Annotated in this window: 28 protein-coding genes and 1 riboswitch; of the genes, 6 read left to right on the top strand and 22 right to left on the bottom strand. The window is 40.4% G+C overall.

Annotation, left to right across the window (positions count from 1 at the left end; all coding sequences use genetic code 11):
• Positions 1-16 precede the first annotated feature (16 nt).
• From HY841_15155 to HY841_15135, 5 genes are all read left to right on the top strand, one after another.
• Positions 17-391, top strand: coding sequence for a DUF1987 domain-containing protein (locus HY841_15155; GenBank protein ID MBI4932094.1), 375 nt, complete (start codon positions 17-19; stop codon positions 389-391).
• A gap of 92 nt (positions 392-483) precedes the next feature.
• On the top strand, positions 484-933 hold the full coding sequence (locus HY841_15150; GenBank protein MBI4932093.1) for a MarR family transcriptional regulator: 450 nt from the start codon (positions 484-486) through the stop codon (positions 931-933).
• Between the two features lie 76 nt (positions 934-1,009).
• Positions 1,010-1,612, top strand: coding sequence for a YceI family protein (locus tag HY841_15145; GenBank protein MBI4932092.1), 603 nt, complete (start codon positions 1,010-1,012; stop codon positions 1,610-1,612).
• A 28-nt stretch (positions 1,613-1,640) separates the two neighbouring features.
• Positions 1,641-1,826: a CDGSH iron-sulfur domain-containing protein gene (locus HY841_15140; protein MBI4932091.1), complete on the top strand. Its 186-nt coding sequence runs from the start codon at positions 1,641-1,643 to the stop codon at positions 1,824-1,826.
• 36 nt (positions 1,827-1,862) lie between these two features.
• Positions 1,863-2,573 carry a pirin family protein gene (locus HY841_15135; protein ID MBI4932090.1) on the top strand — a complete coding sequence of 237 codons (711 nt, stop codon included), beginning with the start codon at positions 1,863-1,865 and terminating at the stop codon, positions 2,571-2,573.
• Here the strand turns inward: HY841_15135 and metH are convergent.
• From metH to HY841_15070, 13 genes are all read right to left on the bottom strand, one after another.
• A complete protein-coding gene (gene metH, locus HY841_15130; GenBank protein MBI4932089.1) occupies positions 2,570-6,226 on the bottom strand; it encodes a methionine synthase in 3,657 nt (1,218 codons plus the stop codon). The two genes, HY841_15135 and metH, sit on opposite strands and share 4 nt — an antisense overlap.
• 70 nt (positions 6,227-6,296) lie before the next feature.
• Positions 6,297-6,394, bottom strand: a riboswitch (SAM riboswitch).
• A gap of 50 nt (positions 6,395-6,444) precedes the next feature.
• Positions 6,445-6,696, bottom strand: a complete 252-nt coding sequence (locus HY841_15125; protein MBI4932088.1) for a hypothetical protein — start codon at positions 6,694-6,696, stop codon at positions 6,445-6,447.
• 23 nt (positions 6,697-6,719) lie between these two features.
• Entirely contained in the window at positions 6,720-7,244 is a 525-nt protein-coding gene (locus HY841_15120; protein MBI4932087.1) for a DUF420 domain-containing protein, read from the bottom strand.
• A complete protein-coding gene (locus HY841_15115) occupies positions 7,241-7,936 on the bottom strand; it encodes an SCO family protein (GenBank protein MBI4932086.1) in 696 nt (231 codons plus the stop codon). Before HY841_15115 ends, HY841_15120 begins: the two co-directional genes overlap by 4 nt.
• 104 nt (positions 7,937-8,040) lie before the next feature.
• Positions 8,041-8,256: a hypothetical protein gene (locus HY841_15110; GenBank protein ID MBI4932085.1), complete on the bottom strand. Its 216-nt coding sequence runs from the start codon at positions 8,254-8,256 to the stop codon at positions 8,041-8,043.
• Positions 8,253-9,146 carry a protoheme IX farnesyltransferase gene (cyoE, locus tag HY841_15105; protein ID MBI4932084.1) on the bottom strand — a complete coding sequence of 298 codons (894 nt, stop codon included), beginning with the start codon at positions 9,144-9,146 and terminating at the stop codon, positions 8,253-8,255. Before cyoE (HY841_15105) ends, HY841_15110 begins: the two co-directional genes overlap by 4 nt.
• Positions 9,147-9,148: 2 nt before the next feature.
• Positions 9,149-9,754 carry a heme-copper oxidase subunit III gene (locus HY841_15100; protein MBI4932083.1) on the bottom strand — a complete coding sequence of 202 codons (606 nt, stop codon included), beginning with the start codon at positions 9,752-9,754 and terminating at the stop codon, positions 9,149-9,151.
• A 53-nt stretch (positions 9,755-9,807) separates the two neighbouring features.
• Positions 9,808-10,146, bottom strand: a complete 339-nt coding sequence (locus tag HY841_15095) for a cytochrome C oxidase subunit IV family protein (GenBank protein MBI4932082.1) — start codon at positions 10,144-10,146, stop codon at positions 9,808-9,810.
• Positions 10,147-10,289: 143 nt separating this feature from the next.
• Positions 10,290-10,895 carry a cytochrome c oxidase subunit 3 gene (locus HY841_15090; GenBank protein ID MBI4932081.1) on the bottom strand — a complete coding sequence of 202 codons (606 nt, stop codon included), beginning with the start codon at positions 10,893-10,895 and terminating at the stop codon, positions 10,290-10,292.
• Between the two features lie 6 nt (positions 10,896-10,901).
• Positions 10,902-12,575: a cbb3-type cytochrome c oxidase subunit I gene (locus tag HY841_15085; protein ID MBI4932080.1), complete on the bottom strand. Its 1,674-nt coding sequence runs from the start codon at positions 12,573-12,575 to the stop codon at positions 10,902-10,904.
• 7 nt (positions 12,576-12,582) lie between these two features.
• Positions 12,583-13,281: a hypothetical protein gene (locus HY841_15080; protein ID MBI4932079.1), complete on the bottom strand. Its 699-nt coding sequence runs from the start codon at positions 13,279-13,281 to the stop codon at positions 12,583-12,585.
• Positions 13,282-13,340: 59 nt separating this feature from the next.
• Positions 13,341-14,375 (bottom strand): hypothetical protein, encoded by a 1,035-nt coding sequence (locus tag HY841_15075; protein MBI4932078.1) that lies wholly within the window; start codon positions 14,373-14,375, stop codon positions 13,341-13,343.
• Positions 14,376-14,780: 405 nt separating this feature from the next.
• Positions 14,781-15,233, bottom strand: a complete 453-nt coding sequence (locus HY841_15070) for a cytochrome c (GenBank protein MBI4932077.1) — start codon at positions 15,231-15,233, stop codon at positions 14,781-14,783.
• A 186-nt stretch (positions 15,234-15,419) separates the two neighbouring features.
• Here HY841_15070 and HY841_15065 point away from each other — a divergent pair, with 186 nt between their 5' ends.
• Positions 15,420-16,145, top strand: coding sequence for a Crp/Fnr family transcriptional regulator (locus tag HY841_15065; GenBank protein MBI4932076.1), 726 nt, complete (start codon positions 15,420-15,422; stop codon positions 16,143-16,145).
• Between the two features lie 73 nt (positions 16,146-16,218).
• Here the strand turns inward: HY841_15065 and HY841_15060 are convergent, their stop codons facing one another.
• From HY841_15060 to gmd, 9 genes are all read right to left on the bottom strand, one after another.
• Positions 16,219-16,644: a cytochrome C oxidase subunit IV family protein gene (locus HY841_15060; GenBank protein ID MBI4932075.1), complete on the bottom strand. Its 426-nt coding sequence runs from the start codon at positions 16,642-16,644 to the stop codon at positions 16,219-16,221.
• A 33-nt stretch (positions 16,645-16,677) separates the two neighbouring features.
• Entirely contained in the window at positions 16,678-17,397 is a 720-nt protein-coding gene (locus HY841_15055) for a cytochrome c oxidase subunit 3 (GenBank protein MBI4932074.1), read from the bottom strand.
• 28 nt (positions 17,398-17,425) lie between these two features.
• Positions 17,426-18,004, bottom strand: coding sequence for a cytochrome c oxidase subunit 3 (locus HY841_15050; protein ID MBI4932073.1), 579 nt, complete (start codon positions 18,002-18,004; stop codon positions 17,426-17,428).
• 4 nt (positions 18,005-18,008) lie between these two features.
• Entirely contained in the window at positions 18,009-18,842 is an 834-nt protein-coding gene (cyoE, locus tag HY841_15045; protein MBI4932072.1) for a protoheme IX farnesyltransferase, read from the bottom strand.
• Positions 18,843-18,966: 124 nt separating this feature from the next.
• Positions 18,967-20,571, bottom strand: a complete 1,605-nt coding sequence (locus HY841_15040) for a hypothetical protein (GenBank protein ID MBI4932071.1) — start codon at positions 20,569-20,571, stop codon at positions 18,967-18,969.
• Positions 20,572-20,604: 33 nt separating this feature from the next.
• Complete coding sequence (locus tag HY841_15035) at positions 20,605-21,807, bottom strand: undecaprenyl/decaprenyl-phosphate alpha-N-acetylglucosaminyl 1-phosphate transferase (protein MBI4932070.1); 1,203 nt, start codon at positions 21,805-21,807, stop codon at positions 20,605-20,607.
• Positions 21,808-21,891: 84 nt separating this feature from the next.
• A complete protein-coding gene (locus HY841_15030; protein MBI4932069.1) occupies positions 21,892-23,592 on the bottom strand; it encodes a hypothetical protein in 1,701 nt (566 codons plus the stop codon).
• A 36-nt stretch (positions 23,593-23,628) separates the two neighbouring features.
• On the bottom strand, positions 23,629-24,555 hold the full coding sequence (locus tag HY841_15025; protein MBI4932068.1) for a GDP-L-fucose synthase: 927 nt from the start codon (positions 24,553-24,555) through the stop codon (positions 23,629-23,631).
• A complete protein-coding gene (gmd, locus tag HY841_15020; GenBank protein ID MBI4932067.1) occupies positions 24,555-25,643 on the bottom strand; it encodes a GDP-mannose 4,6-dehydratase in 1,089 nt (362 codons plus the stop codon). Before gmd ends, HY841_15025 begins: the two co-directional genes overlap by 1 nt.
• Positions 25,644-25,651 lie beyond the last annotated feature (8 nt).

Here is a 25,651-nt window from a genome sequence, read left to right as displayed (position 1 = left end):
ATTTTAATATACTCCTATGGAAGCAATTTTCATTAAAGCAACGGATGTATCTCCGGAAGTTATCATGAGTCCTGGTGATAAAAAATATTCTATTTCAGGATGGTCGCGCCCTGAAAGTCCCTCTAAGTTTTACGATCCTGTGATGAAATGGATAGAGGAGAACGGAGAAAAACAATTGAATGGTGCAACGATAAATTTCAAAATAGAATATTTTAACACACCTTCTGCGCGCGTACTCCGCGAAATCCTTGACCAGTTGGAAAACCTCCATAAGAAAGGTGTAAAGATGACCGTGAACTGGTATTATGATGATGAAAGTGCCAAAGAGGAATTTGAATATGAGTTCGCCCAAGGGCTTACTATTCCAATCAGTTTCATCGAAAAGAGTTAATCTGCAGATTTTTCTGCCCTGAAGTTCAGTAAGTTATGAGTTATGCAAAAATATATGTACATACATATAATGTTTATGCATATATTTGATCCATGAAGCTGGAGGATGAAATAAAACAAAACAAATTCAAAAGCGAATACCAGAAGCTCGGGATAAATATTGTTTATACGGCTAACTGGCTGACGCATCATCATGCGAAACATTGTCGTCTGCATAACATTACTTCCGAGCAGTTTAATATCCTGAGAATACTCCGCGGGCAATTTCCGAATCCTGCAACCGTAAACCTTCTGATCGAAAGAATGTTGAATAAAATGTCTAACGCATCAAGGTTGGTGGAAAAGCTGAGAAAGAAAGGACTTATAGAAAGGAAAATTTCTATAAATGACCGCAGGGCTTGTGACGTGCTTATTACAAAAAAAGGTTTAACCCTGCTCGCGGAACTTGATAAAGCGGAAAAAGAATGGAATAAATTAATTTCTCATCTATCAGAAAAAGAAGCGAAGATGGTAAATGGCATATTAGACAAAATGAGAAAATAATTTTTTAGAATGATTCATATATATATCAAAGGTCAGAACAAATTAAAAACAACTAAAAACAAAAACAAAAACAAAAATGAAAAAAACAATTTATGGAGTTACAGTGATCGGAATGATTGCCCTCTCCGCTTTCACAATGAATGATGACATCTACAAGGTAGACACAAAAGCAAGTTCCCTGGAATGGACTGGTAAAAAACTCACTGGCGAACACAACGGAACCATCCTGCTCTCATCTGGAGAAATAACGATGAAGAAAGACGTTGTTACAGGAGGAAAATTTGAAATAGATATGACCAGTATCGAAGACAAAGATTTATCCGGAGAATGGAAAACCAAGATGGATGGACATTTAAAGTCGGCAGATTTTTTTGATCCGGTAAAATTCCCGAAAGGAAAGTTTGAAATTATATCTGCCACCCCGATTAAAGATGCAAAAGAAGGTGACTTTACGCATCACGTAAAAGGCAATTTGACAATAAAGGAAATAACAAACCTAATTGAGTTTGACGCTGTGATAAAAATGAAAGGTGAAAATATTGCCTGTGTCGGAACAGCTACCATTGACCGCTCCAAGTTTGACATCAAGTATGGTTCAAAATCTTTTTTCCCTGAAATAGGAGATAAAATAATTTACGATGAGTTCACTGTTAAATTTAATGTTGTTGCTTCAAAATAACTATTAATAATAATCTTAAATAATCTTTATGGAAACAACAAAAGTTACAGCGCTTGCAAACGGACCACTCATGGTGGAAGGAAACATCATTGTCATAAAAACGGACGGAACAACAGAAGTAAAAGAAGAGAAATCATTTTTGTGCCGGTGCGGACACTCTTCCAATAAGCCGTACTGTGATGGAGCGCATAAGCAGAATAATTTTGTCGGATAGAACTCTCCCTGGAAGTGGAATGTAGGGGTGTTTGATATGAAAACAATTTTTCACCCTGCTGATGAACGCGGCCATGCCGATCACGGATGGCTGAATGCCTATCATTCATTTTCATTTGCAAACTGGTATGACGCAAAGAAAGTTCAGTTCGGTTTGCTGAGAGTTTTGAACGATGACACCATTGCTCCCGCTATGGGTTTCGGGATGCACCAGCACGATAATATGGAGATCGTAACGATACCCCTGAAAGGAATTCTCGAGCATAAGGATTCTATGGGAAATACCGGGCAAATAAAACCTGGCGAAATACAGGCGATGAGCGCAGGCACAGGAGTTTTTCATTCCGAATATAACGGCTCAAAAACTGAAGAGACAAAACTTTTTCAGGTCTGGATTTTTCCGAAAGTAAAAGACGTTGAACCTCGCTATGAACAGAAATCATTTTCTGCTGAAGAACGAAAAAATAAATTTCATACGATTGTCTCTCCGGAGAAGTTAGATAAAACGATGTGGATCAATCAGGACGCGTTTTTCGCTCTCGGAAATTTCGACAAAGGAAAAACTTCTGATTATTCTATCCGGCATAAAAGAAATGGCGCCTACGTAATGGTGGTGGAAGGAGAAATTGAAATTGACGGACAAAAATTATCAAGAAGAGATGCTATGGGCATTTGGGATACAAATAAGGTCAGCATCAAAGCAAATTCTGATTCAGAAATCCTTGTGATAGAAGTGCCGATGAACTAATACGCGAGTATTGGACCTAACCATTTCTCCATTTCTTCCAACTTCATTCCTTTCCGCTTTGCGTAATCTTCCACCTGATCTTTTCTGATTTTTCCCGCTCCGAAATAATGAGATTCAGGATGTGAAAAATATAAACCGCATACGGCAGCAGTTGGGTACATCGCCATGCTTTCAGTCAGGGTGATGCCTGTGTTCTTCTCCACCTCAAGCAAATCAAATAAAATCTTTTTCTCAGTATGGTCGGGCTGTGCCGGATAACCGTGTGCTGGACGAATGCCAATATATTTTTCCTGTATGATTTCTTCACCCGTAAGATTTTCCTCCTTTGCATAACCCCAGAATTCTTTTCTCACCCTTGCATGAAGATGTTCTGCGAATGCTTCGGCTAACCGGTCAGCGAGCGCTTTTAGCATGATGGAAGAATAATCATCGTGGTCTTTTTCAAATTCGGCTAATTTTTTTTCTATTCCGATTCCGGTGGTGACTGCGAATGCCCCGATAAAATCATTTTCTGCTTTCACAAAATCAGATAACGCAACATTGAACTGTCCGCTTGTTTTTTTTGTTTGCTGCCGAATCGTGTGAAGAACAACTTCTTTCTTGCCATTCGCAATATGAATATCATCATCTGCAGAATGTGCAGGATAAAATCCAATCACTGCATTTGCCTGAAGCCACTTCCCTTCAATAATTTTCTTCAGCATTTTTTGAGCATCATCGAAAAGCTTTTTGGCTTCTGCTCCTCTTTCTTTATTATCAAATATTTTCGGATAGGTTCCTTTCATGTCCCAGCTATGAAAAAACGGAGTCCAGTCAATAAACTTTGCGATTTCTTCCAGTGGATAATTTTTCAATGTCTTGTTGCCGATGAAAGAGGGCTTCACAGGTATGGCGGATTCGCTGAGCAGGAATTTATTTTTCCTTGCCTCTTCCAGCGATAAATAAATATTCTGTGAATGTGATTTTTTGTTTTGCTCACGGATGAGGTGGTATTCATCCTGAACATTTTTCATAAAATTCTTGTGCAATGCTTTAGAAACCAGATTTCCCACAACAGGAACACTGCGCGATGCATCATTTACATGCACCACAGAATGAGAATAGTTTGTGGCGATTTTTACAGCCGTATGAACTTTCGAAGTGGTTGCACCGCCAATGAGTAAAGGAATATTAAATCCTTCTCGCTCCATTTCTTTTGCCACATGCACCATTTCATCCAATGAAGGAGTGATGAGTCCGCTCAAGCCGATGATGTCCACTTTTTCTTTTTTCGCTGCGGCAAGAATTTTTTCGCAAGGCACCATTACGCCAAGATCAATCACTTCGTAATTGTTGCAGGCAAGTACAACGCCCACAATATTTTTACCGATGTCGTGCACATCGCCTTTCACGGTAGCCAATAAAACTTTTCCGGCAGACTTTCCTTCTTCACCTGCAACCTTTTCAACTTGCAGATAGGATTCCAGATACGCTACCGCTTTTTTCATCACGCGTGCGCTTTTCACTACCTGGGGTAAAAACATTTTCCCGCTTCCGAATAAATCCCCCACCACATTCATTCCATCCATCAGAGGGACTTCGATTACGTGCAATGCCTTCGGGAAAGTTTTGCGAGCTTCTTCCACATCCGATTCAATAAAATCGGTAACTCCTTTCACGAGTGAATGAGTGAGCCGTTCACCTACAGTTCCTCTGCGCCACTCTTCGTCCTTAACTTCTTTTTGTTTTCCCGCTCCTTTAACTTTTTCTGCGTAATTAATTAACCGTTCGGTTGCGTCATCGTTTCGGTCGAGGAGAACATCTTCCACCAATTCCAATAGTTCTTTCGGAATCTCATCGTACACCTGAAGCTGTGACGGATTCACAATCCCCATATCCATTCCGGCTTTTATTCCGTGATATAAAAATGCAGAGTGAATGGCTTCACGCACATGATCATTTCCGCGGAAAGAAAACGATACATTGCTCACACCCCCGCTGACTTTTGCCAACGAAAGATTTTTCTTGATCCATTTTGTTGCTTCAAAATAATTTATCGCATTCTTGCGATGTTCCTCCATTCCTGTTGCGATGGGAAAAACATTGGGGTCAAAAATTATGTCCTGCGGAGGGAACTTCACCACTTGGGTGAGAATTTTGTAGGCATGCGCGCATACTTCAATTCTTCGCTCGTAAGTATCGGCTTGTCCCTTTTCGTCAAACGCCATTACGATCACAGCAGCGCCATATTTTTTTACTTTCTTCGCCTGCTCAATAAAAATTTTCTCCCCTTCTTTCATCGAAATGGAATTCACGATTCCTTTTCCCTGAATACATTTCAGCCCGGCTTCAATCGCATAAAACTTGGAGGAGTCGAGCATGATCGGAACTTTCGAAATATCGGGTTCAGCCGCGATGAGGTTGCAGAACTTTGTCATCGCTTCCACGGCATCCAGCATTCCTTCATCCATGCAAATGTCAATCACCTGTGCACCGCCTTCCACCTGATCGCGGGCTACGGAAAGTGCTTCATCATATTTTCCGTCAATAATAAGTTTGGCAAACTTACGCGAGCCAGTCACGTTTGTACGTTCACCAATATTCATGAAATTAGAATCAGGACGATAAGTGACTGCTTCCAATCCGCTCAGGCGCAGATAGGGTTCTGTCTTCGGAATTTCCCTCGGTTTAGTTTTACGTGCGTGTTCCGCAATATGACGGATGTGGTCAGGTGTTGTTCCACAGCAGCCGCCAACGATATTCAGAAAACCGTTCTCCAGAAAATCATCAATCTGCTGACACATGGTCTCAGGTGTTTCATCGTACTCGCCAAATTGATTGGGCAAACCGGCATTCGGATAGGCGCTGATGAAGAAAGGAGCTTTCGAGGAAAGTTCTTCCAGGTAAGGCCTCATCTCTTTTGCTCCAAGCGCACAGTTTAAACCAACGCTCAATAAGTTCATGTGCGAAATAGAATTTAGAAAAGCTTCTACGGTTTGTCCGCTCAAGGTTCTTCCGCTTGCATCAGTGATGGTTCCCGAAACCATCACGGGCAATTCAATTCCTTTTGCTTCAAATATATTTTGAATTGCAAAGAGAGCAGCCTTCGCATTCAGCGTATCAAAAATAGTTTCAACCAAAAGCAAATCAACACCTCCGTCCATCAAACCTCTGACTTGTTCAGAATATGCTTCAACGACTTCGTCAAAGGTCACAGCGCGAAAACCCGGGTCATTTACATTGGGAGAGAGAGAAAGAGTTTTGTTGGTGGGACCAAGTGCGCCAGCTACGAATTTAGGATTAAGGATTTTGGATTTAGGATTTTGTTGATGAAATTCTTCGACCGAAGATTTTGCAATCTTCGCGGCTTCCAAATTAATTTCATACGCCAAACTTTCCATCTTGTAATCCGCCAGAGAAATTTTCTGCGCATTGAAAGTATTCGTCTCAATAATATCTGCACCTGCTTTTAAATATTCAAGATGAATGTTTTTAATGATATCGGGTTGCGTGAGAACAAGCAAATCATTATTTCCTTTCAAATCACTTGGGAAATTTTTAAATCGAGAGCCACGATAATCCGCTTCACTCAGTTTGTGCTGCTGAATCATCGTGCCCATTGCCCCGTCAATGACGAGGATGCGCTCTTCTAATATTTTTCTTATGTCATTCATTTTAAAAAAAAATCCCTACCGTTTTGTCGGAAGGGATTATATATAATTGTGTTTTATTTCAATTACCTCCGACTTATCTTTTTTACGATTTGGCACCTTTCCTCCGATAAATCGGAGGCGGTTGTCAAGGTTTCACTGGGCGTCTCCCTCCACCTTTCGCGATAAGTAATTTATAAGAACTAGTGCAAAGATAAGCAAGATGAGCAAACAGGCAAAAATTACTTCTTGGCTAGAAAGGAGCGCATAAAGCCAAGGATCTGTTTGCGGAAGATAAACGCAATCATGCAATAAGGAAGTGCAAGTAAATAAAGAATTCCATGATTCAATGCGTTGCCAACCGTTTTTGAATTTGCTCCGTCAGTTGCAATCTTCCGGCACATAGAGCACTGCGCAATGGAATCATCTGCCAGAAAAATTACCAGTGCGATAATAAAGAGCATTAAGAAAATACGAGTGCCTTTGAATTTCATGAAACAAATATAAGAAGAAAAATTCAGAAGGAATAATAGGGGGAAATCATAAGGTAAACAATAACTCCTGTGATGGTAACATATAGCCAGACAGGATAACTCCATCGGACAATTTTTTTATGCTGGGGAACTTTCATGTTCAATCCGAAATAAAAAGAAATTAAAATAAAAGGAAGCACAAGGCTGGCAAGAAGAATGTGCGAAAGAAGAATTACTAAATAGAGAGGACGAAGAGAACTATCGACTGGGAATTTAGTTTCTTCGGAAAAGTAGTGGTAGAGAATGTATGAAACAAGAAATAGAGAAGAAAGAAGAAATGCAGTGAGATTTATTTTCTTGTGAACCGGAATATTTTTTCTTTTGATAAAGTAGAGGGAAGCAAGCAGTAATACCGAGCACGTTCCGTTAATTACTGCATTAAGAAAGGGTAAATGCCTGACAAAATCAGGAACAAAATCAGGTTTCGGAATAATATTTAATATGACAACAACAGTAAAGACAATTAATGAAACAATAACACTCAGAATAAAAATTTTCTTATCCGTCATTCGTGCTTCTGATAAATTTTTGGTTTTGAATTTCTGGATTGGTATTCAGCGGATACTATTTTTATATCATTTATCAGTTTGTTAACGTGGGCAGAATCGGTGCCGTCATAATAACCGCGTATTCTTTTATCCTTATCCACAAGAACGAACATTTCGCTATGAAGAAACCCTCCAGGTGCACGCGGGTCTTCCTCCACGGCAAGTTTGTAACCGTCAATCGCAATGTCATAAATATCTTTTTTGTTTCCTGTTACCAGCATCCACTTTTTTGAATCGGCATGAACCAATTTTGAGTATTCGGCAAGAACGGGAACGCTGTCGTGCGCTGGATTTACAGTATGTGAAATGATAAGAAAGTCAGGAGTTTTCTGTGTTACTGCGTTCACGCGCTCCATCTGGAACATCATTTTGGGGCAAATGGTAGGACAGGTGGTGAAAAAGAAATCAGCCACATAAATCTTGTCAGCAAAGTTTTTGTCTGTAACTGTATCGCCATCCTGATTAATAAACCGGAAGGGGGGGATGGTGTGGTAGATGGTATCGGTTTTTTCTTTTCCATCCACAACGGTTGTCTTTACATCTTCGGGGTAAAAAATGGAAAGGTGCATCATGCGGTGTTTGCCTGTGGAGAAAAAAATGTAAACAAGCGCTGGGAAAAGTAGGATTACCAGAAGAAGAACGGGCTTTTTCATGATTTACAAAATACGAATGTGGACGAATGTACGAAAGAGAACAAAAGAAATTCATTCCATCAGCACATTTATTAATTTATCTTGAAAGATTTTTTATCTATTGTTCAAGGATTCAATTTTGTTGCTCTGGATGCCCTGCGAAATAAAAAGAAAAAAAGCAAGCCCATTAAAATCGGTAGCCCTGCAAGTATACCTGTAGTCAGGATATAAGCATCTAATTTTTCCTGCGAAGCTCCTCCTTTACACACACTGCAAGCGAAAATAGCTTCAGGCAGAAAAAAGAACAGCAAAGAAATTACAAGTATGAATTTTTTTTTCATAAAAAATTTTCTGCAACAAGAATGATTAACACAATAGGCAAATAAGCAAAACAGCTCAGCATTAAACTCACTGCTGATTTATCGGTTCTTAATTTATAAAATCGGAAGGCAAACAAAAGCATGATGATTCCTGCAAGGGCAATCATCCATGTTACATGAATGCCAGATGACTCATACATATATAACAGAAGTCCAGTAGGAATAATAAGAAATGTTGAAAGCAGTATAAGAATGGCGGATGTTTTACTTTTCTCAGATGTGGGCAGCATTTTTATTCCTGCTTTGTTGTATTCATCACTGAGCAGCCATGCAATAGACCAAGTGTGCGGAAATTGCCAGATGAACTGAATCAGAAACAAGAATAATGTTTCGCGAGAAATTGCACCTGTTGCCGCAGCACAGCCGATGACAACAGGCAGCGAACCCGCTATAGCACCGGGAACTACAGATAACCAGGTGATTTTTTTTAGTGGCGTGTAAATGCAAATGTAAATGAACATTGCGACAGCGCCAAGAACAACACAGATAGAATTTATTTGAGAAAGAATATACAGTCCGGAAATTCCAAGAATAAGAGCAAGTATCAACGCTTCGCTTACTTGCATACGCTCTGTCGCAAGCGGACGGTTAGCCGTGCGCTTCATCAGTTTGTCTGATTCTCTTTCAATAATTTGATTGAACGTATTTGCCGAACCTGTGATAAAAAATCCCCCTATGGAAAGCATCCATATTGATAACGTATCTACATTTCTGTGAGTTGCCCACAAATATGCCATCGCAGCAGAAAACACAACGAGAAATGACAAACGCATTTTAATCAGTTGCGCGTAATCAGAAAGTTTTGCTTTCAGAATTTGTATAGGAGTTTTTATGGAGATGGTTGTTTCCATTTTTAACTTAAATAAACAAGTATGTAAAGCACAGGCCAAATTCCAACAACAAAATACCAGTACATACTGCATGCTGATATTCTATTGAGTAATTTTTCGTTGGGCGATTTTTTATTGACTGAAAGTAAAATGTAAAGAAGAATGCAAAGTCCAACAATTACATGAAATCCATGTGCGCCTATCAGCGTATAGAAAAATGCACCGTATAAACTGGAGGTGGTGGTCAGCCCGAATTGTAAAAGTTTTACCCATTCTATTCCCTGTATGGTAACGAAAGCAAATCCTAACAACAGGGTAACTATCAATAATTTTTTTTCGTTTCCTTCTGCATATTTTTTTCGAAAGAAGTAAAGAGTAACTGAACTAAGAAGCAGAATGAATGTGTTCATTGCAGTTATTTCAATCGGTAATCTTGGCTGCCCGTATGGGGGCCACGAGGCACCCGCTTTGTTCACAAGATACGCGCTGATTAATCCCGCAAAGAACATTAACTCTGTTGCAATGAGCAAAGACATTCCTATTGCTCCGTCAGAAATTAAAGCCCCTCTCCGCCTCTCCCCAAAGGGGAGAGAGTATAATTTATTTTTTGTAACTATTTCCGTTTGCATTTTCAATTTGTTTTTGTTTCCCCTTCCCTTTGGGAATGGTTAGGGATGGGCTTTTATTTTACAACATCACGGGTTATTAATGTAATATCGGGGAACACTCCCCAGAAAAACGAAGCAAGAATAAAAACCACAACCAATACCACTACCAAAATCAGTATTGGTTCAAATTTAAGATGCATGAAATTTCCTACTACAAGCCCTGCTTTTATCAGCGCAACAAGAAATATTAAGCTTACTCCGATCATGGGAGAAGTAAAATATCCTACTACCAAACTCGCCCCCATCAGTACAAGAAGAGACAAAAATATTTTTCCGTAATTAGGATGCCCGTGATAATCCTGTTCATCAGGAAATGCTTTTCCGGGCGGCTGGTTTGTGATTGAGTGATTCATAGTTTTTTGTTTAGCCCCCTCTAACTCCCCCAAAGGGGGAGAATGAAGGGGTGTTGTTTCTTATGTTTTTACTTTTTTATAGTTTTTACTTTTTAATTCCAATCTAATTACCCTTCCCTTTGGGAAGGGTAGGGATGGGCTTTTTATTTTGCGAGATACAATAGTGGAAACAGAAATATCCATATAATATCCACCATGTGCCAGTACATTCCTCCAAGTTCCACGCGGTGAAGGTTTTTTCCTTTGCGCGCTCCCATCATAACGATAAACAAAATGAGCATTCCCACTATCACATGTAACGCATGCAATCCTGTTGCGAGATAATAAAATGACCAGAAGTTTGCGCCAACCGATTCTCCTTTTGCGACAAGCGATGGACTTGTGAGTGTAAAACCATGACTGATTTCATTGGTGTATTCAATTGATTTCACAACCAGAAACATTAATCCTAATCCGATGGTGGCGCTCATCCAGAGCACAATTTTATTCAACTGCTTTTTGATAGATGCCGTATGCGACATAACAACTGTAAAACTGCTCGTGAGAAGCACGATGGTATTCAATGCTCCCAGCGGAGTGGAAGTATGCGCTGCCTGCTCTCCCCATTCGGGATAGCGCAAGCGGTATAAAATGTAACAGGCGATAAGGCCTCCGAAAATAATCAGTTCGCCTGCAATCAAAACCCATACACCGAGCCGCCCTTGCGGAACATCTTTGATGGAGGGAATGGAAATAGTTGTTGTGCTCATAGTTTTTTATTTTTCGTTTTGTGGATAAAAATCTTCTGTCCTGTCAGGCAAACTGTATTCATAAGCGCCTCGATACACTTCCGGATACACTTCAAAGTTTCCGTGCTGTGGAGGAGAATCTGTCTGCCATTCAAGCGTGTTTGCCTCCCATGGATTTCTGCCTGCCACTTTTCCTTTTCTGTAACTCCAGAAAACATTGATGATGAGAAGCAGTTGAGAAGAAATAAGTATAATGGTTGCAATGGTGGATATAATCCGAATATGTTGAATAGGAAGAGTCATGAGCGAATCAAAACTGGAATAGTCGGCAATTCTTCTGTGTTCGCCCTGAAGCCCTGAAAAGAAAAGCGGAAAAGCAAACGCATGGAATGAAAGGAAGGTCAGCCAGAAATGGATTTTTCCAATCTTCTCGTTGAGCATTCTGCCAAAATATTTCGGATACCAATAATAAATAGCTGCGAAAGTTCCGAATATCACAACAGGAATCAGCACATAATGAAAATGCGCAATTACGAAGTAGGTATCGTGTGCATAGATGTCAAACGTATCGGAACCAAGAAAAAGTCCTGTCAATCCTCCTATTAAAAAAGAACCAATGCCAGCAATGGTCCATATCATCGGCATTTTTAAACGGATGGAACCGCCCCAAAGGGTGGCTAAGTAAGAAAGAATTATTGCTGCAAACGGAATAGAAATCAAAATTGTTCCCACACTGAAAAATGTCGCCATCCTTGGGTCAATGCCTGAAATAAACTGATGATGCGCCCAAACAATCACAGAAAGAACAGAAGCAATCAGCGCCATGTAGATAATAGTTTTATAAGCGAAAATCGGTTTGCGTGAAAATGTTGAAATGATTTCGGCTGTTACTCCCAGCGAAGGGAGCAGTAAAACATATACTTCAGGGTGCCCGAAAAACCAAAACAGGTGCTGAAATAAAATCGGGTCGCCTCCGCGGTAAGGGTCATAAAATCCTGTTCCCATATTAATATCCAACAGCATCATAAAAGCTCCTGCAATAAGAGGTCCCACAGAAAACATAAAAATTATACCTGCAAGATTTGCAAACCATACATAAATAGGTAAACGAAATGCCGTCATTCCCGGTGCGCGTTTGTTAATGGTGGTGGTCAAAAAATTTATTCCTCCCATGAGCATGGAAACAAATTCAAGCGCAACTGCAAGAAGGAGAAATGTTTGTCCTGTAAAAAAAGAGCCCCAGAAGGTAGGTTGGTGTGCCGTTATGGAAAGCGGAGGATACATGGTCCACCCACCCGCTGCTGCGCCTCCGGGAAGAAAAAAGGAAACCATCAAAACAATGGTGGAGACAAAAAATATCCAGAACGAAATCATATTCACGGTAGGGAATGCCATATCGTCTGTTCCTATCATCAGTGGAATAAACAGGTTGCCGAAACCTGCGAGAAGAATCGGCATTGCAAACCAAAAGAACATAATCATTCCGTGCAGGGTGATAAATGCGTTGTATTGCTGAGGTCCCATGTCTCCATAGAGCGGAATGGATTGCCCCGGATAAGCAAGCTGCATTCTGAAAACATAGGAGAGATAACCGCCCACCAGAGCCATAATCAATCCGGTTATGATGTATTGCTTACCGATTACTTTATGATCGGTTGCGAAAACATATTTTGTCCAGAAGTTTTGTTTTGTATGATTCATATAAAAATTATTTTGAACTGACTAATGAATTTTCGAGCTGTTTATTTTGCTGATACAATTCTGAAAGAAATTTTTTATAATCATTTTCATCTTCCACTGCCAAAAAGTTTCTCATCCTTGAATGAAGCAGCCCGCAGATTTCTGAACATTGAATTTCATATTTCCCCGGCTTTGTTGCCTGAAACCATTTCATAATAGTTCTGCCGGGAATTGCCATCTGCTTAAATCGCAAAACAGGAATGGTAACAGTGTGAAGCACATCTTTTGCCCTAATATCAATGACAATATTTTTATTCACCGGCACGTGCAGTTCGCTGTTCTGCTCGTCCACCACAATATCATCAGAAGTATTCAGTTCATTATCCTGCCCCGGATAAACAAAAACCCAATTCCATTGCCTGCCGATTATGCCAATGTGAACATCTGCCTGAGGAATTTGTTCTTCAATCCTTGCCCATGTGCCGTGCTCTTTTGCAAGAATGATAAAATCGCTGATGGCGAGAAGCGTTAACGGCAGTGCCACCCATTTCAAATGAACCCATTTGTCTCCTGTAAAATAAGCTGCCTTTTCTCTTTTTCGGAAAAGAGGAATGAGCAGCGCAATAATGCTGATTAAAAATGCTATGCTGACAAAAATCAATATGAGATAAAATAAATCATCTATCTCCTGCCCGTAGGTGCTGATATTATCTGGAAATATTTTCATATAAAAATGATTAGGGTTAGGGCTTATTTTTTTTTACGGTTGTGTCCCCGATACATTCGTTACGGGGCAGGCGGTGGCTGCACATCGCCCACGCTCACGGGCGCGGTAATGGTTAAGGTGGATTCATCTTCGGCAATGGCTTTGAGCGTATAGGTGGTGGTTACAGCAGGAGTTACCTGCGTGGTGCCCACGGGAGTTACTTCGCCAATGCCGGGTTCAATGCTCTGGCTCACCGAGCCGCTGATGTTTCTTGTTAGTGTAGATGATTGCCCTGCCGTGATAGCCGTTGGGTTTGCCGTAAACGTTCCGGTGGGCGGCACGCTGTTATCGCGCCCTTCGGTGATTACCACATTAAAACCATAGGTGCTGAGTTCTTCCTCCGAGCCGTTGTGAACAAACAGCAGCCGGTCGCGCACACGGGTAATGAGGTTGTAAACCGTTCCTTTGGTTTTGCTCGTTTGCCCTGCTTCAGTTCCCAGCGCGGTGTCGGCTGCCTGCATGAGGGGCTGGGCGCTTCCGTGCTGCTGCTGCGAACTCTTGCGTTTGGTTTTGGCGGTGGCAAGCTGGGTTGAATACAAGGTCATATCCACCTGCCCGGTGAGCGGGCTGCCTGCACCCAGCGCAGCGTGGCGGTCAAGAATATTCTTGGCTAACTTTTCCATTTTCTGATATTCGAAGATGGGTATTTCAACCGATACGTTTTTTATTCCGCCCGCATTGCTGATGACCACATTGAAACCGTATTTTTCAAGTTCTTCTTCTAAATCGGCATGAACAAACAGCAGGCGGTCGCGTATCATAGCGGTTAAGTGATACACCGTGCCGGCAGTATCCACATTTTGCCCGGGCGCGGTTCCCATTGCCGTGTTTGCTTCCAGCATGTCGGCTTCCGAATTTGCTTGCGCGGCATTGCCCTGCGCTCTTTTGGCAACCGTTATGCCATGCTTGGTTGCCAGCAAAACCATGTCCACTTCTCCTGTGAGCGGGCTGCCTGCTCCAAGAACAGCATGCCTTGTTAATGCGGCATCGGTTAATGTTTCCATGTCATCAGGACTTTCGATGGGTATTTCTACGCTAACGTTTCTTTGTGCCATTTTTTTCTTTTTTTTGTTATTTTTGTTGTTTTTAGTTCAAAAATTCAATTTAGATGCTCAACCCTGACTCTTAGATGCTCAACCCTGGCTCTCAGATGACCAACCCTGGCTCTTGGATGCTCAACCCTGGCTCTTGGATAACCAACCCTGGCTCTTAGATGACCAACCCTGGAGCCATGGTTGGTGTTATAGAAGCCATTCTTAGTCATATAGAAGGTATCATTAGTTGTATAGAAGCCATCCTTTGTGTTACAGGAACTCCCTGTGAGCAACAAAAAGCAAAAGATACTTTGCTCCGAAAGAGTATAATGAAACTTATCTGAGAGTCCTTCGTGCCGAATCCCGTTAGTTATTTTCTCATACGTATTGGTTGCTGATTTCATCCTGCCTGCTGTTTATTGGTTTTTATAGTAACCTCAAATATTCAAGAACTTTTCTTGCATCCTCCTGCGATAAATTCTGATTTGTCATCGGAACATTATTAAACTCCTTCAGCAGCTTTTGCGCGATTGGATCTTTGTCTAACATTTCCTGCGGGTTCAGAATCATATTCATTGTCCATTCAGGAGTTCGCCTGTCCAACACTCCTTTTTGCGGAGGTCCAATCAGTTTTTGAGTGGGGTTGTGGCAGGCAGTGCATTTAGAGTTGTAAATAGTTTTTCCTTCGGCAGCCATCGTTGTATCAATCACACCAAGAGTCAAACTCGTTACCGGACCAATTCCTTTATCCTTCATCGGGTCAGATTCTGTTGCGGTTGCTGCGCTGTCATTATTACCTCCGCTCTGAGTACAATTACTCAGCACGCTCATTGCAGCGATGCCAACCAAGGAGAGGAAAATTTTACTACGGATTTTCATACTTTTAAAGATATTAGTATTTATTTTTGTTATTGGTCAGAAATTTTTCTGCGCTTCATCAAATTTTATGTAAAGAAAAGTATGTTCTTGTTTCTGAGCAATGACTTGAATCATAAAAAAATATGTTTCATATCATAATTTATTCTGCCGACAGGCAATACTTTTGTCATAAATAATTTATTTATAGTGAACAAAGGGGGAAGTAATTGCGTTACCTGCGGAAAAAAATGTTTATCTCTTCTTGAAGGGCTGAATGACAATGAATTGGCATTACTTGAGGAAAAACGAACGGTAGTATCTTATCATGCAGGAGAAACCATTTATAAAGAAGGACTTTTACCGCATGGATTGCTCTGCCTCAGCAAAGGCAAAGCAAAGATTACGAAGCGAAGTCATGATGACGGTAAAGAACTGATTGTGGAATTAAAGAAGCCCGTTGATTTTATCGGGTTCACAGAGCTGCTTACCCATAAAAGATATGAAACAAACGCAGTTGCACTGGAGGATTCGGCAGTTTGTGTCATTGACCAAAATGATTTTTTCAAAGTGCTTGGCGGAAACAATGCATTTGCTTCTCGCATCAATCTGTATTTCGCAGAAGAACTGTCCAGAATGCAGAACAAAATAATATCGCTCACTCAAAAAAATCTGGATGCCCGCCTTGCTGAAGCTCTTCTTGAGTATTGCAATTTATATGGCGTGAACAAAAACGATGAAGTCAGCATTCACACATTGTTGAGAAGAGATGATCTTGCCGCGCTTGCCGGAATGACAGCTTCCAGCGTAAGCCGCACACTCACTGTTTTTGAAAAAGAAGGCATCATTGAAGTGCAAGGAAGAAGAATAAAAATTCTTGACAAGAAAAAACTGGAAGAGATTTCATCTTCTGATTCTCAGCAAGCATCAAGTTGAAGAAGATTCATATTTTTTTTATTTAACCTCCTATTGAACAATTGAAAGGTGAACAACCTGAAACCTGAAACTATTATTCGTGATGGGAAGGAATTTCGGTCTGCGTTTTAGAAACAGGGTCAATGGGGTTGCGGAAACCTTTTGAGTAACTGCCTTCAGTAACAGCAGTCATATAGATAAGGTATACAATGAAAAAACAGTAAGGTGCGAGCACTATCCATCGCATCCATTTGTTTTCATCACCAAGGTGCATGAACGCCATTACAATATATCCTGCTTTAACGAGCGTGAACATAACAAAGAAGATGATGAGGTATGTTTTGGAAACGTGCAATGAATTGTGAATGTCATGCCAGAACCAGCCGATGGTGAGTTCGATGAGCGTGACCACGAGCAGAAGCCAGAATACTTTCATCAGGTTTTTTCTTACACCTACTCCCGCTTCGTTGTTGTGCTGTGCGAGAAATTCGTAGTTGGGAAAGTTGTCTTGAAATTCCATAAATAAAATGATTACTTTGATTATTAATACAGATTACAGTAAATAGAAGAAAGTAAATACGAATACCCAAACTAAGTCTACAAAGTGCCAGTATAGTCCGACTTTTTCAATCCATTCGTAATGACCTCTTCTTTCAAAAACTCCTCTGTATGCCATGAGGAATGTAATGATGTTGATGACCACTCCGCTGAAAACGTGGAAACCATGAAAGCCCGTTATTCCAAAAAAGAAATTTGCGTAGTGGGGTGTAACAGAATATTCATTGTACTGAAGATTGGCTCCGTGAAAAACCTGTTGCACCCATTGCCCGTCAACAAACATCGTTCTCATGGCGCCTGTTTCAGAACCTTCGATGAAAACCCACCACTCCCACACCTGTGAGCCAAGGAATATTGCACCGCCAAGGATAGTAAGTCCCATCCATAATAATACTGCTTTCTTATCGCAGCGATGGCCTGCTTCAACGGCAAGAACCATGGTGACGGAACTTAAAATAAGGTCGAAGGTCATCCAGCCTACATAGACCAGAGGCAAATGGGCATGTGTGCCTGGAAAGTGGGTGAATACCTCGGTTGACACGGGCCACACATCGGCAAATTTGTGGCGAAAAAATCCGAGCGCAACAAGAAGTCCTGAAAAGGTGAGCGCATCAGAAATAAGGAAGAACCACATGAACATTTTTCCGGTACTGATTCCCAGCGGTGAGGTTCCTCCTCCCCATCCTTGCGGTTTTGCTGCTGTGTGTGAAGACATATATAAGTTTAAAATCTAAAGTTTAACGTTAGTGCGTGAAGTGCATAAACAAAAATAAATATACCCAAAGCAAATCAAGAAAGTGCCAGAAAATTGAACAGAGTTGCAAACCTAATAAATTTTTTGAATGATAAAATCCGTTGAAAGATTTAATGCAAACAACTATTAACATGACGATTCCGCCTGCAAAATGCGCCAGGTGAGCGCCTGAAATAACATAGAGGAAAGAGCCGGCCGGATTGCTTTTGTTCCCTCCTAAAAAAATTCCTTGCTTGACCAACGCATCATACGCCAAAAATTGGCAAACGATAAAAGTGATTCCCAGAAAAAGTGTAAGCATCGTACCAATCTTCACTCCTGAAAAATTATCTTTTTGTGCTGACCGATAGGCGAACAATAGCGTGAAACTGCTGGCGATAATTACTGCCGTGCTTACAAAAAATAGTTGAGGAAGTTCAAATGACAACCACCCCGGATCTCCGCTTCGCACCACATAGGCACTGGTGAGCCCGCCAAAAATCATGCACATGGAAACCATGGCAAGCCAAAGCATGGGCTTGGCTGATTTGTTTTTGATGGATTGTTTTTCTTCAGCGGAAATATTCATACTTTTATCCTAATAATATAGCAAGCTGAACTATTGGTAAATAGGCGAACGAACCAAACATTACTTCGCGTGCAGTTTTAACAGAACATTCGCGATATAATTTCACTGCCTGATAAAAAAATAAAAGTCCGGAAACAATGATGATAAGCGGAGAAATAACAGTATGCGTCATTCCGAAGAAAACAGGAACCATGCTCATGAGCAAAAGAAAAAGCGTGTACACCACAATCTGAAAGGCACTTGCTTTGTTTCTTTCTCCCGAAGGAAGCAAACGAAAGCCCGCTTTTTTATAATCATCATCCATCACCCAGGCGATTGCCCAGAAGTGCGGAAACTGCCACATAAATTGAATGGCAAAGAGAAGCAATCCGAAATACGGAACATGCCCGAAATTTTGGGTGGCGGCAATGGCACCGAGCAAAGGAGGAAACGCGCCAGGGAACGCACCCGCCATAACAGCAAAAGCGGTTTTTCTTTTCAGAGGTGTGTAAGCGAGAACATAAAGAGCTATGGATAAAGCGCTGAGAAGAGAACTGAGAGGGTTCAGAAAAAACCAGAGAATGATAAGCCCTGTGACTGCTAAAACTGATGCGAGAAGAATTGCTTCCGGCATGCTCATTCTTTCTTGCGGAAGCGGACGCATCATGGTGCGATTCATTATTTTGTCATACTCTCTTTCAATAATCTGGTTGAAACCGTTTGCGGAACCTGTTACAAGAAATCCGGCAAGCGTAAGCCAGGCGGCTTTCACCCAATCAATATTTCCTTTTGATATAATCATGAATCCAAGCACGGCAGAAAAAACTACCAGACTTGCGAGGCGCAGTTTGAGGAACATGGCGTAATCCGCGACTTTCCCCGGAATGGTAATTTGTTTAGAAATGGTTTGCGAGGATTTGCTTAACACAATTTTTTTTTAGCAGGGCGAATATACTAAACTTGACACTGTAGAAAAGAGGATTTTAAAAATCAGAATACCGATTCATAATCCCTGTTTTAATGCCGATGAAAAAGAAACTTGAACTAAGAGCGGATGCGGAGTTTTTTTCCTGCCTTAGCGCAACTCCTGCTTCAGCAAGCAAGTCAGCCGAGGGAATAAGGTAATACGAAACTTTCAATTTGGTATAAAGCAAATTAGTTTTCAATCCCTGAAAAAATTTGTTTCCGTAATCATTCGGTCTGTTTTTGATATAGGATATAAAAATATTCCCCCCATAGTTTAAAGTGTCTTTATCTTTTCCGTAATTGGCATAAAGGAATTCTGCTTGAAGGACAAATTTTTTGTAGCGGTAATTAAGGAATGAAACTGATTCGGCAAAGTTGGCTCCAAGCGGATGTGCAAGGGGCTGATTGTAGTTTGCATAGTTTTGCTGCACACTTCCGTGAGAATATGTGTACGGACGCACGGCATTTATTTCTGTTTGAAAGGATAGGTTTTTCAAGGTGAACAAATCAAAACTCTTAAAGCCGAACTGAAATCCCTGCTTGTTTCCCCACCAGCCGTTCATTGCTTTTATTTCTTTCAGTAAAAACTCATCAAGAATAATCTGCCCGTAGAATTGCTGTTTCTTTGCCACTTTGAGTTTGAAAGAAAAACCAAGAAAAGCATTATCGGATGAGCCGAGAGAATATTCCACAGGGCGGTAAAAAATAATGGGGTTTAAATAATTTATATCAAAACCTCTTGAACGGTTATTATCACTTCCCTGCCAGATGATGGATTCAAACAACGCAACGTTGATTCTCTTGGTTGCGTTCCAGCTCAGGTAATGAAAAGTTCCGTATTTGTTGAGGAAATCTTTTTTAAAACCTGTGGGATTTGTCACGTCTTTCATCCAGGCAAATAAATTCACGTACTTGAATTTCCAAATCGTGGTTGATAGTTTAAGAAACGGAAATGAATTTGAAACATCGCTCAGAAAAAGAGAACGGTAGCCGTCTCCCCAAAAATGTTTGTCCTTGCCGATTTGGAAATTGAAAATCTTGTTGGGAGAATAAGAAAGATAACCCGAGTAATAGTGATAAGAGTATCCTTGCTTGTGGGTATCCATCCCTTCGGGAGAAGTATAAGCGGAACCCATTCCGGGAACGACATTGGATTTTGAAATGAATGTATCAATATAAGAAGGAAAGGAAGAATTTCCTGACATAAAAGCCGCATTGAAGGAAAGTTTGTCTTTTACTTTTCCTTCCAGTGACAATCCTCCATCCAGATGAAGTTTGCTTTCTGTTGTAGTTGCTTGTGGGTATCCATCCCTTCGGGATTCGTATCCAAACTCAGAAGAAAAAATTCCATTTGCTGAAATAATGTTTGATGATTTTTTTCGTCCCTCGCCCTTCGCCCCTCGTCCCTTGCAAAAGATTATTGAATCACTTAGGGCATCAAGTTCCTTTGTATTGTTAAATGGCTTAATCGAAGTATGAATAGTACATTCTTTGCTGTTCAACTGTTTTTCGTAAAGAAGAAGTTTTTCCCTGTATAAAGGAATGTTTTGATTGGATTGTGAGAAAGAGAAGAAAAAAGAAAGTAGGCAGTAGGCAGTAGGCAGTAGGCAGTGTATTCTCATTCGTAAAATTCGTAAAGATTAGTTATTGGTAACCTAAAAATCTTCTTCGTGAAATAATTTTTTCTTTGCTTCATCGCTAACTTTTCCGTGACCGTTTGCGTTATCGCCATTTAATTTAGCGTGGTTTTTCTTTTTTAGCATAAACGGAACCTGAGCTAATGCCACAGCTGAGAAAAAAATTACGATAAATAAAGTGGTTGGAGTCATTCCCCTTAACAGAACGGCAAGAGTGATGATGAGTAAATTTGCACCGTAAAGAGAAAGAGAAATCATACGGTGGCTCATTCCGGAATCAAGCAACGCGTGATGAATATGATTTTTATCGGCTTCAAAAGGAGAAACGCCTTTAACGGTTCTGTAGACAAAAATCCGCAGCGTATCAATAAGCGGGTAGGAGAGAACCGCCATGACAAAAACAGGACGGTGAATTTCTCCAATAATAGAGTCGCTTACGTCTGCATTTGGAGTTCCAATTGCTTTGATAGCGAGTACAGAAAGCATCAGACCAATGGTAGTGGAACCCGAATCACCCATGAAAATATGTGCGGGAGAAAAATTAAAGAACAAAAAAGCAAACAAGGATCCAGCAAGAGAAAATGAAAGAAGAGACATTACAATGTCATGCGCCATATAAAACCAAATTCCGAAAATCATGGAGGCGATGAATCCGATTCCGGCTGCAAGCCCGTCAATTCCGTCTATGAAATTGACGGCATTGATAATAACGATAATGGCGAAAAGAGAAATGAATATGCTCGACCAGAAAGGAATTTCATCCACGGAAAAAATTCCATACATGCTTTTGATGCGAATGTCTGCCATGAGCACAATCATCAATGCAACGAGCACATGTGCGGCTAATCTTTTTATCGGGGAAGTTCCGATGATGTCATCTTTCACTCCGACAAAAAACAAAACAAAAACTGTAGCGAGAATATATTTGAAATCGTTGAGAGCGGATTTGGTGACTTCCAGCGCGAGTGCATTCCTCAGGTAAGTAGAACTGCCTACATCAATGTCGAGCAGATTATCGGAAGGAAACCAAAGAACAAAAGAAAAAAATGTTCCCGCGAAAATAATCACGCCTCCAATGGTTGGAATTACCCGCTTGTGGAGTTTTCTTTCTTCACTCGGTTCATCAAACAGCCGCTTAAGAATGGCAACTTTGATGAGCGATGGTGTTGAAAGCAACACCACACCAAAAGCAGTGATAAATGTAAGAAGAAGAAGTTCCATTTACTGAATCTTGGACAAATTTACGGAAAATGTCTCCAAAGGTTACAATGAGATTTCAATTAGTTGAAATTTGCGTAATTAATGCTAAAAGTCGTAATAAATATTGTTTAATGACGTGCGGATTCCTACATAAAAAAATTCAGTTTTTGAAGAAGTGTAACTGTTTTTTTCATTTCGCAAACTCGCGCCAATTACAACATTAAGGTTTGTGCTTGGATTTATGAGATATCCGATATGAAAATTGTTGTGAGTTAAAATTGTTTTGATTCCCCGAAGCCATGAATGTTCATTTGAATTAATTCCGTAAACCGCATCGTTATCCGAATTAAAAACAGTATTTCCGTAATTTTTTCCCAAAGAATCTTTTCCAATTATTGCGAAACTGGATTTCACTTCAGCAAAAAAATTTCCCACCCGGTAATTTATGAATCCGATGGCTTCGCTAAAATTTGCGCCAAGCGGGTGGGCAAGAGGCTGGTTGTAGTGAGTATAGCTCTGTGCTGGCTTTTTATGTGCATAGGAATAAGGGTGGGTTTCATTATATTCTAACTGCAGATGCAGATTTTTCAGGCGGAGAAAATCAAAATACTTTATTCCTGCTTGAAATCCATGTTTGTTATGGATCGAGCCACCTCCGAAAAAATCTTTATCATAATCATCCATCATGAATTGACCGTATATCAGGAACGAGTTGGTGATTTTTAGTTTTCCGGTCATACCAAGCAAAACATTATTTGTACTGCCAAAACCAAATTTTACAGCACTGACTCCAATCACAGGGTTGAAGAAAAACATATCCAGTTGCTGAAGGTTTTTTGAATCAGAAGCTTTCCATATCATTCCCTGAAACAGACCCAACTGAATTCTTTTGCTCGCATTCCAGCTGAGGAACTGAAAGGCACCGGATTTTTTCTGAAATAATCTTTCTGTGCCGGGTGGAGTTTTTACACCTCCGTCAGTAAGATTCATAAATGATGTATAAAGATTTGTATACTGAAATTTTCCGAAAGAAGAAGTTATTCGAAGAAACGGGTAATTGAAGGCATTGTCACTCAGCAAAAGCGAGCGGTAACCATCACCCACGAAATGTTTTCCATGACCGAGTTGAAAATTAAAATGTTTGCTTGGAGAATAGGAAATATAGCCGGATGAAAATCCGAAATCATATCCTGTTTTCTTAAATGATTTTGCCCGCCCTTGTCCCGGAATTGCGTTGTAAGGATAATTTGTTGAGTTGGAAAAAAGATTGTTGGTGTTTTTGATATAATCATCTATGTATTTTACAAATGTCGCCTGGTTTTCAAGGAAAGAGGTTTCAAAAGAAAATTTTGTGCCGATGTCTCCTCTCACTAAAACTCCACGGGTGTTCTTGTAAAATGATTTTGATGAATCTGCATAATCTTTTCCGAATTCAAAATTAAAGAGAGGGTCAATGGCGAGATGGAATTTGTTAGTGCTATCATGGATGATTATTAGATTTTCATCCGTTAATTTTCTTCTCAACAATTTATGAGTAATTCTATAGGGAGATTCTCGAACATAATTATTATAAAAATAGTATTTATCCATAGTAGTTCCTTGCGATTCTATAACAGGTTTAAAGCTTGAAAGGGAGAGAGAGTCATATTTAATAAAATATCTTTCGGGCTTTAAAGACCATTCCCTATTCAGCGGCAGATTTTTTTGCTGGGCTTGAAGAGAAGCAGCAAGTAGCAAATAGCAAGTAGGAAGCAGGATAAAATTCTTGAAACTTGAAACTTGGAACTTGGAACTTGAGACTTTCATTTCTGTGAGATTGCTTCGCTTCGCTCGCAATGACGATTAGAATTGTGTTTTCACTTCCTCATACACTTTTCTTATTCCTTCTTCCAAGCCAATTTTGTGTTTCCAGCCGAGAGCATGGATTTTTGAAACATCCATGAGTTTACGTGGAGTGCCATCGGGTTTTGAAGAATCGAATTTCATTTCTCCTTTATATACTGTTATTTTGTTTATGAGCCGAGCCAGGTCTATAATGGAAATGTCCTCGCCCATTCCTACATTGATTTGTCCTGCATCGTTGTATTTTTCCATAAGAAATAAGCAGGCTTCTGCGCAATCATCAACATGCAGAAATTCTCTTTTCGGTATTCCTGTTCCCCATAGTTCCACATACGGTTTGCTATTTTTTTTAGCTTCATGAAATTTTCTGAGCTGGGCAGGAAGCACATGCGAAGTATTCAAATCATAATTATCGTTCGGCCCGAAAAGATTGGTAGGCATCACTGAAATAAAATTGCATCCATACTGCGCGCGGTAAGCATCGCACATTTTAATGCCGGCAATTTTTGCAATCGCGTAAGGCTCATTAGTTTCTTCCAAAGTGCCGGTCAGTAAATATTCTTCTTTCAGCGGCTGGGGAGCAAGTTTCGGATAAATGCAGGATGAGCCGAGGAACAAAAGTTTTTTCGTTTTATTTTCGTATGCAGAATGAATCACATTGCTCTGAACCATTAGATTGCTATAAATAAATTCCGCACGGAAGGAATTATTAGCGTGAATTCCTCCAACACGTGCGGCCGCAAGGAAAACATATTCCGGTTTTTCAGATGAGAAAAAATCTTTAACCGCCTGCTGATTGCAGAGGTTAAGTTCTTTTGATGTGCGCTGGACAATGTTTTTAAATCCTTCCTTATGAAGTTTTCTTACAATGGCGGAGCCAACCATTCCGCGATGACCTGCTACATATATTATTGAATTTTTTTCCATCATTCATTCTGGCTCATAATTTTATGTCCGCCTTGCATCAGGTATTTATCCCTTTCAAAAAGTTTTAAATCACTTGCTGCCATTTCTTTCACCAAATCCTCGACAGTATATTTTGGTTTCCAGCCGAGTAGTTTTTTTGCTTTGGATGCATCGCCAACAAGCAAATCCACCTCAGCAGGACGGAAATATTTTTTGTCAATTTCTATGATTATTTTCCCCGATGAAACATCTATTCCTTTTTCGTTCTCTCCTTTCCCTTTCCATGCAATTTTTATTCCTGTTTCAGCAAAAGCCATCTCAGCAAATTTTCTTACAGATATTTTTTTGCCGGTTGCCAGGACAAAATCTTCAGCTTCTTTATACTGGAGCATCAAATACATGCCGTCTACGTAATCTTTCGCGTGTCCCCAGTCACGCTTGGCATCTAAATTTCCTAAGAAAAGTTTTTTCTGAAGCCCGAGAGAAATTTTTGCTGCCGCACGAGTAATTTTTCTGGTTACAAAAGTTTCTCCACGAACAGGACTTTCGTGGTTAAAAAGAATGCCATTGCAGGCGAACATACCATATGCTTCACGATAATTTTTTGTGATATAGAATGCGTATGCTTTAGCAGCGCCATACGGACTTCTCGGGTTGAAAGGGGTTGTTTCCTTCTGCGGAATTTCTAAAACGTTACCATAAAGTTCTGAAGTGGATGCCTGGTAGAATTTAGTTTTTTTTTCTAATTTCAAAATACGAATTGCTTCCAGAAGGCGAAGCGCTCCTATAGCATCAGCGTTCGCAGTGTACTCTGGTGTTTCAAATGAAACACGTACGTGTGACTGAGCTGCGAGATTATAAATTTCATCCGGTTGTGTTTCCTGCACTACTCGAATGAGGTTCGTGCTGTCAGTTAAATCGCCATAATGCATAAAAAATTTCACCCCCTTCTCGTGTACATCTTCATACAAATGGTCAACACGCTGCGTGTTGAAGAGCGAACTTCTGCGCTTGATGCCGTGAACGGTATATCCTTTTTTCAAAAGAAGATCTGCAAGATACGCTCCGTCTTGTCCTGTTATTCCTGTGATGAGTGCAGTTTTTGACATAGTGTTTA

The organism is Bacteroidota bacterium (genome assembly GCA_016213405.1).
Lineage (GTDB): Bacteria > Bacteroidota > Bacteroidia > Palsa-948 > Palsa-948 > Palsa-948.
This window is presented reverse-complemented; position numbering and strand designations above follow the sequence as displayed.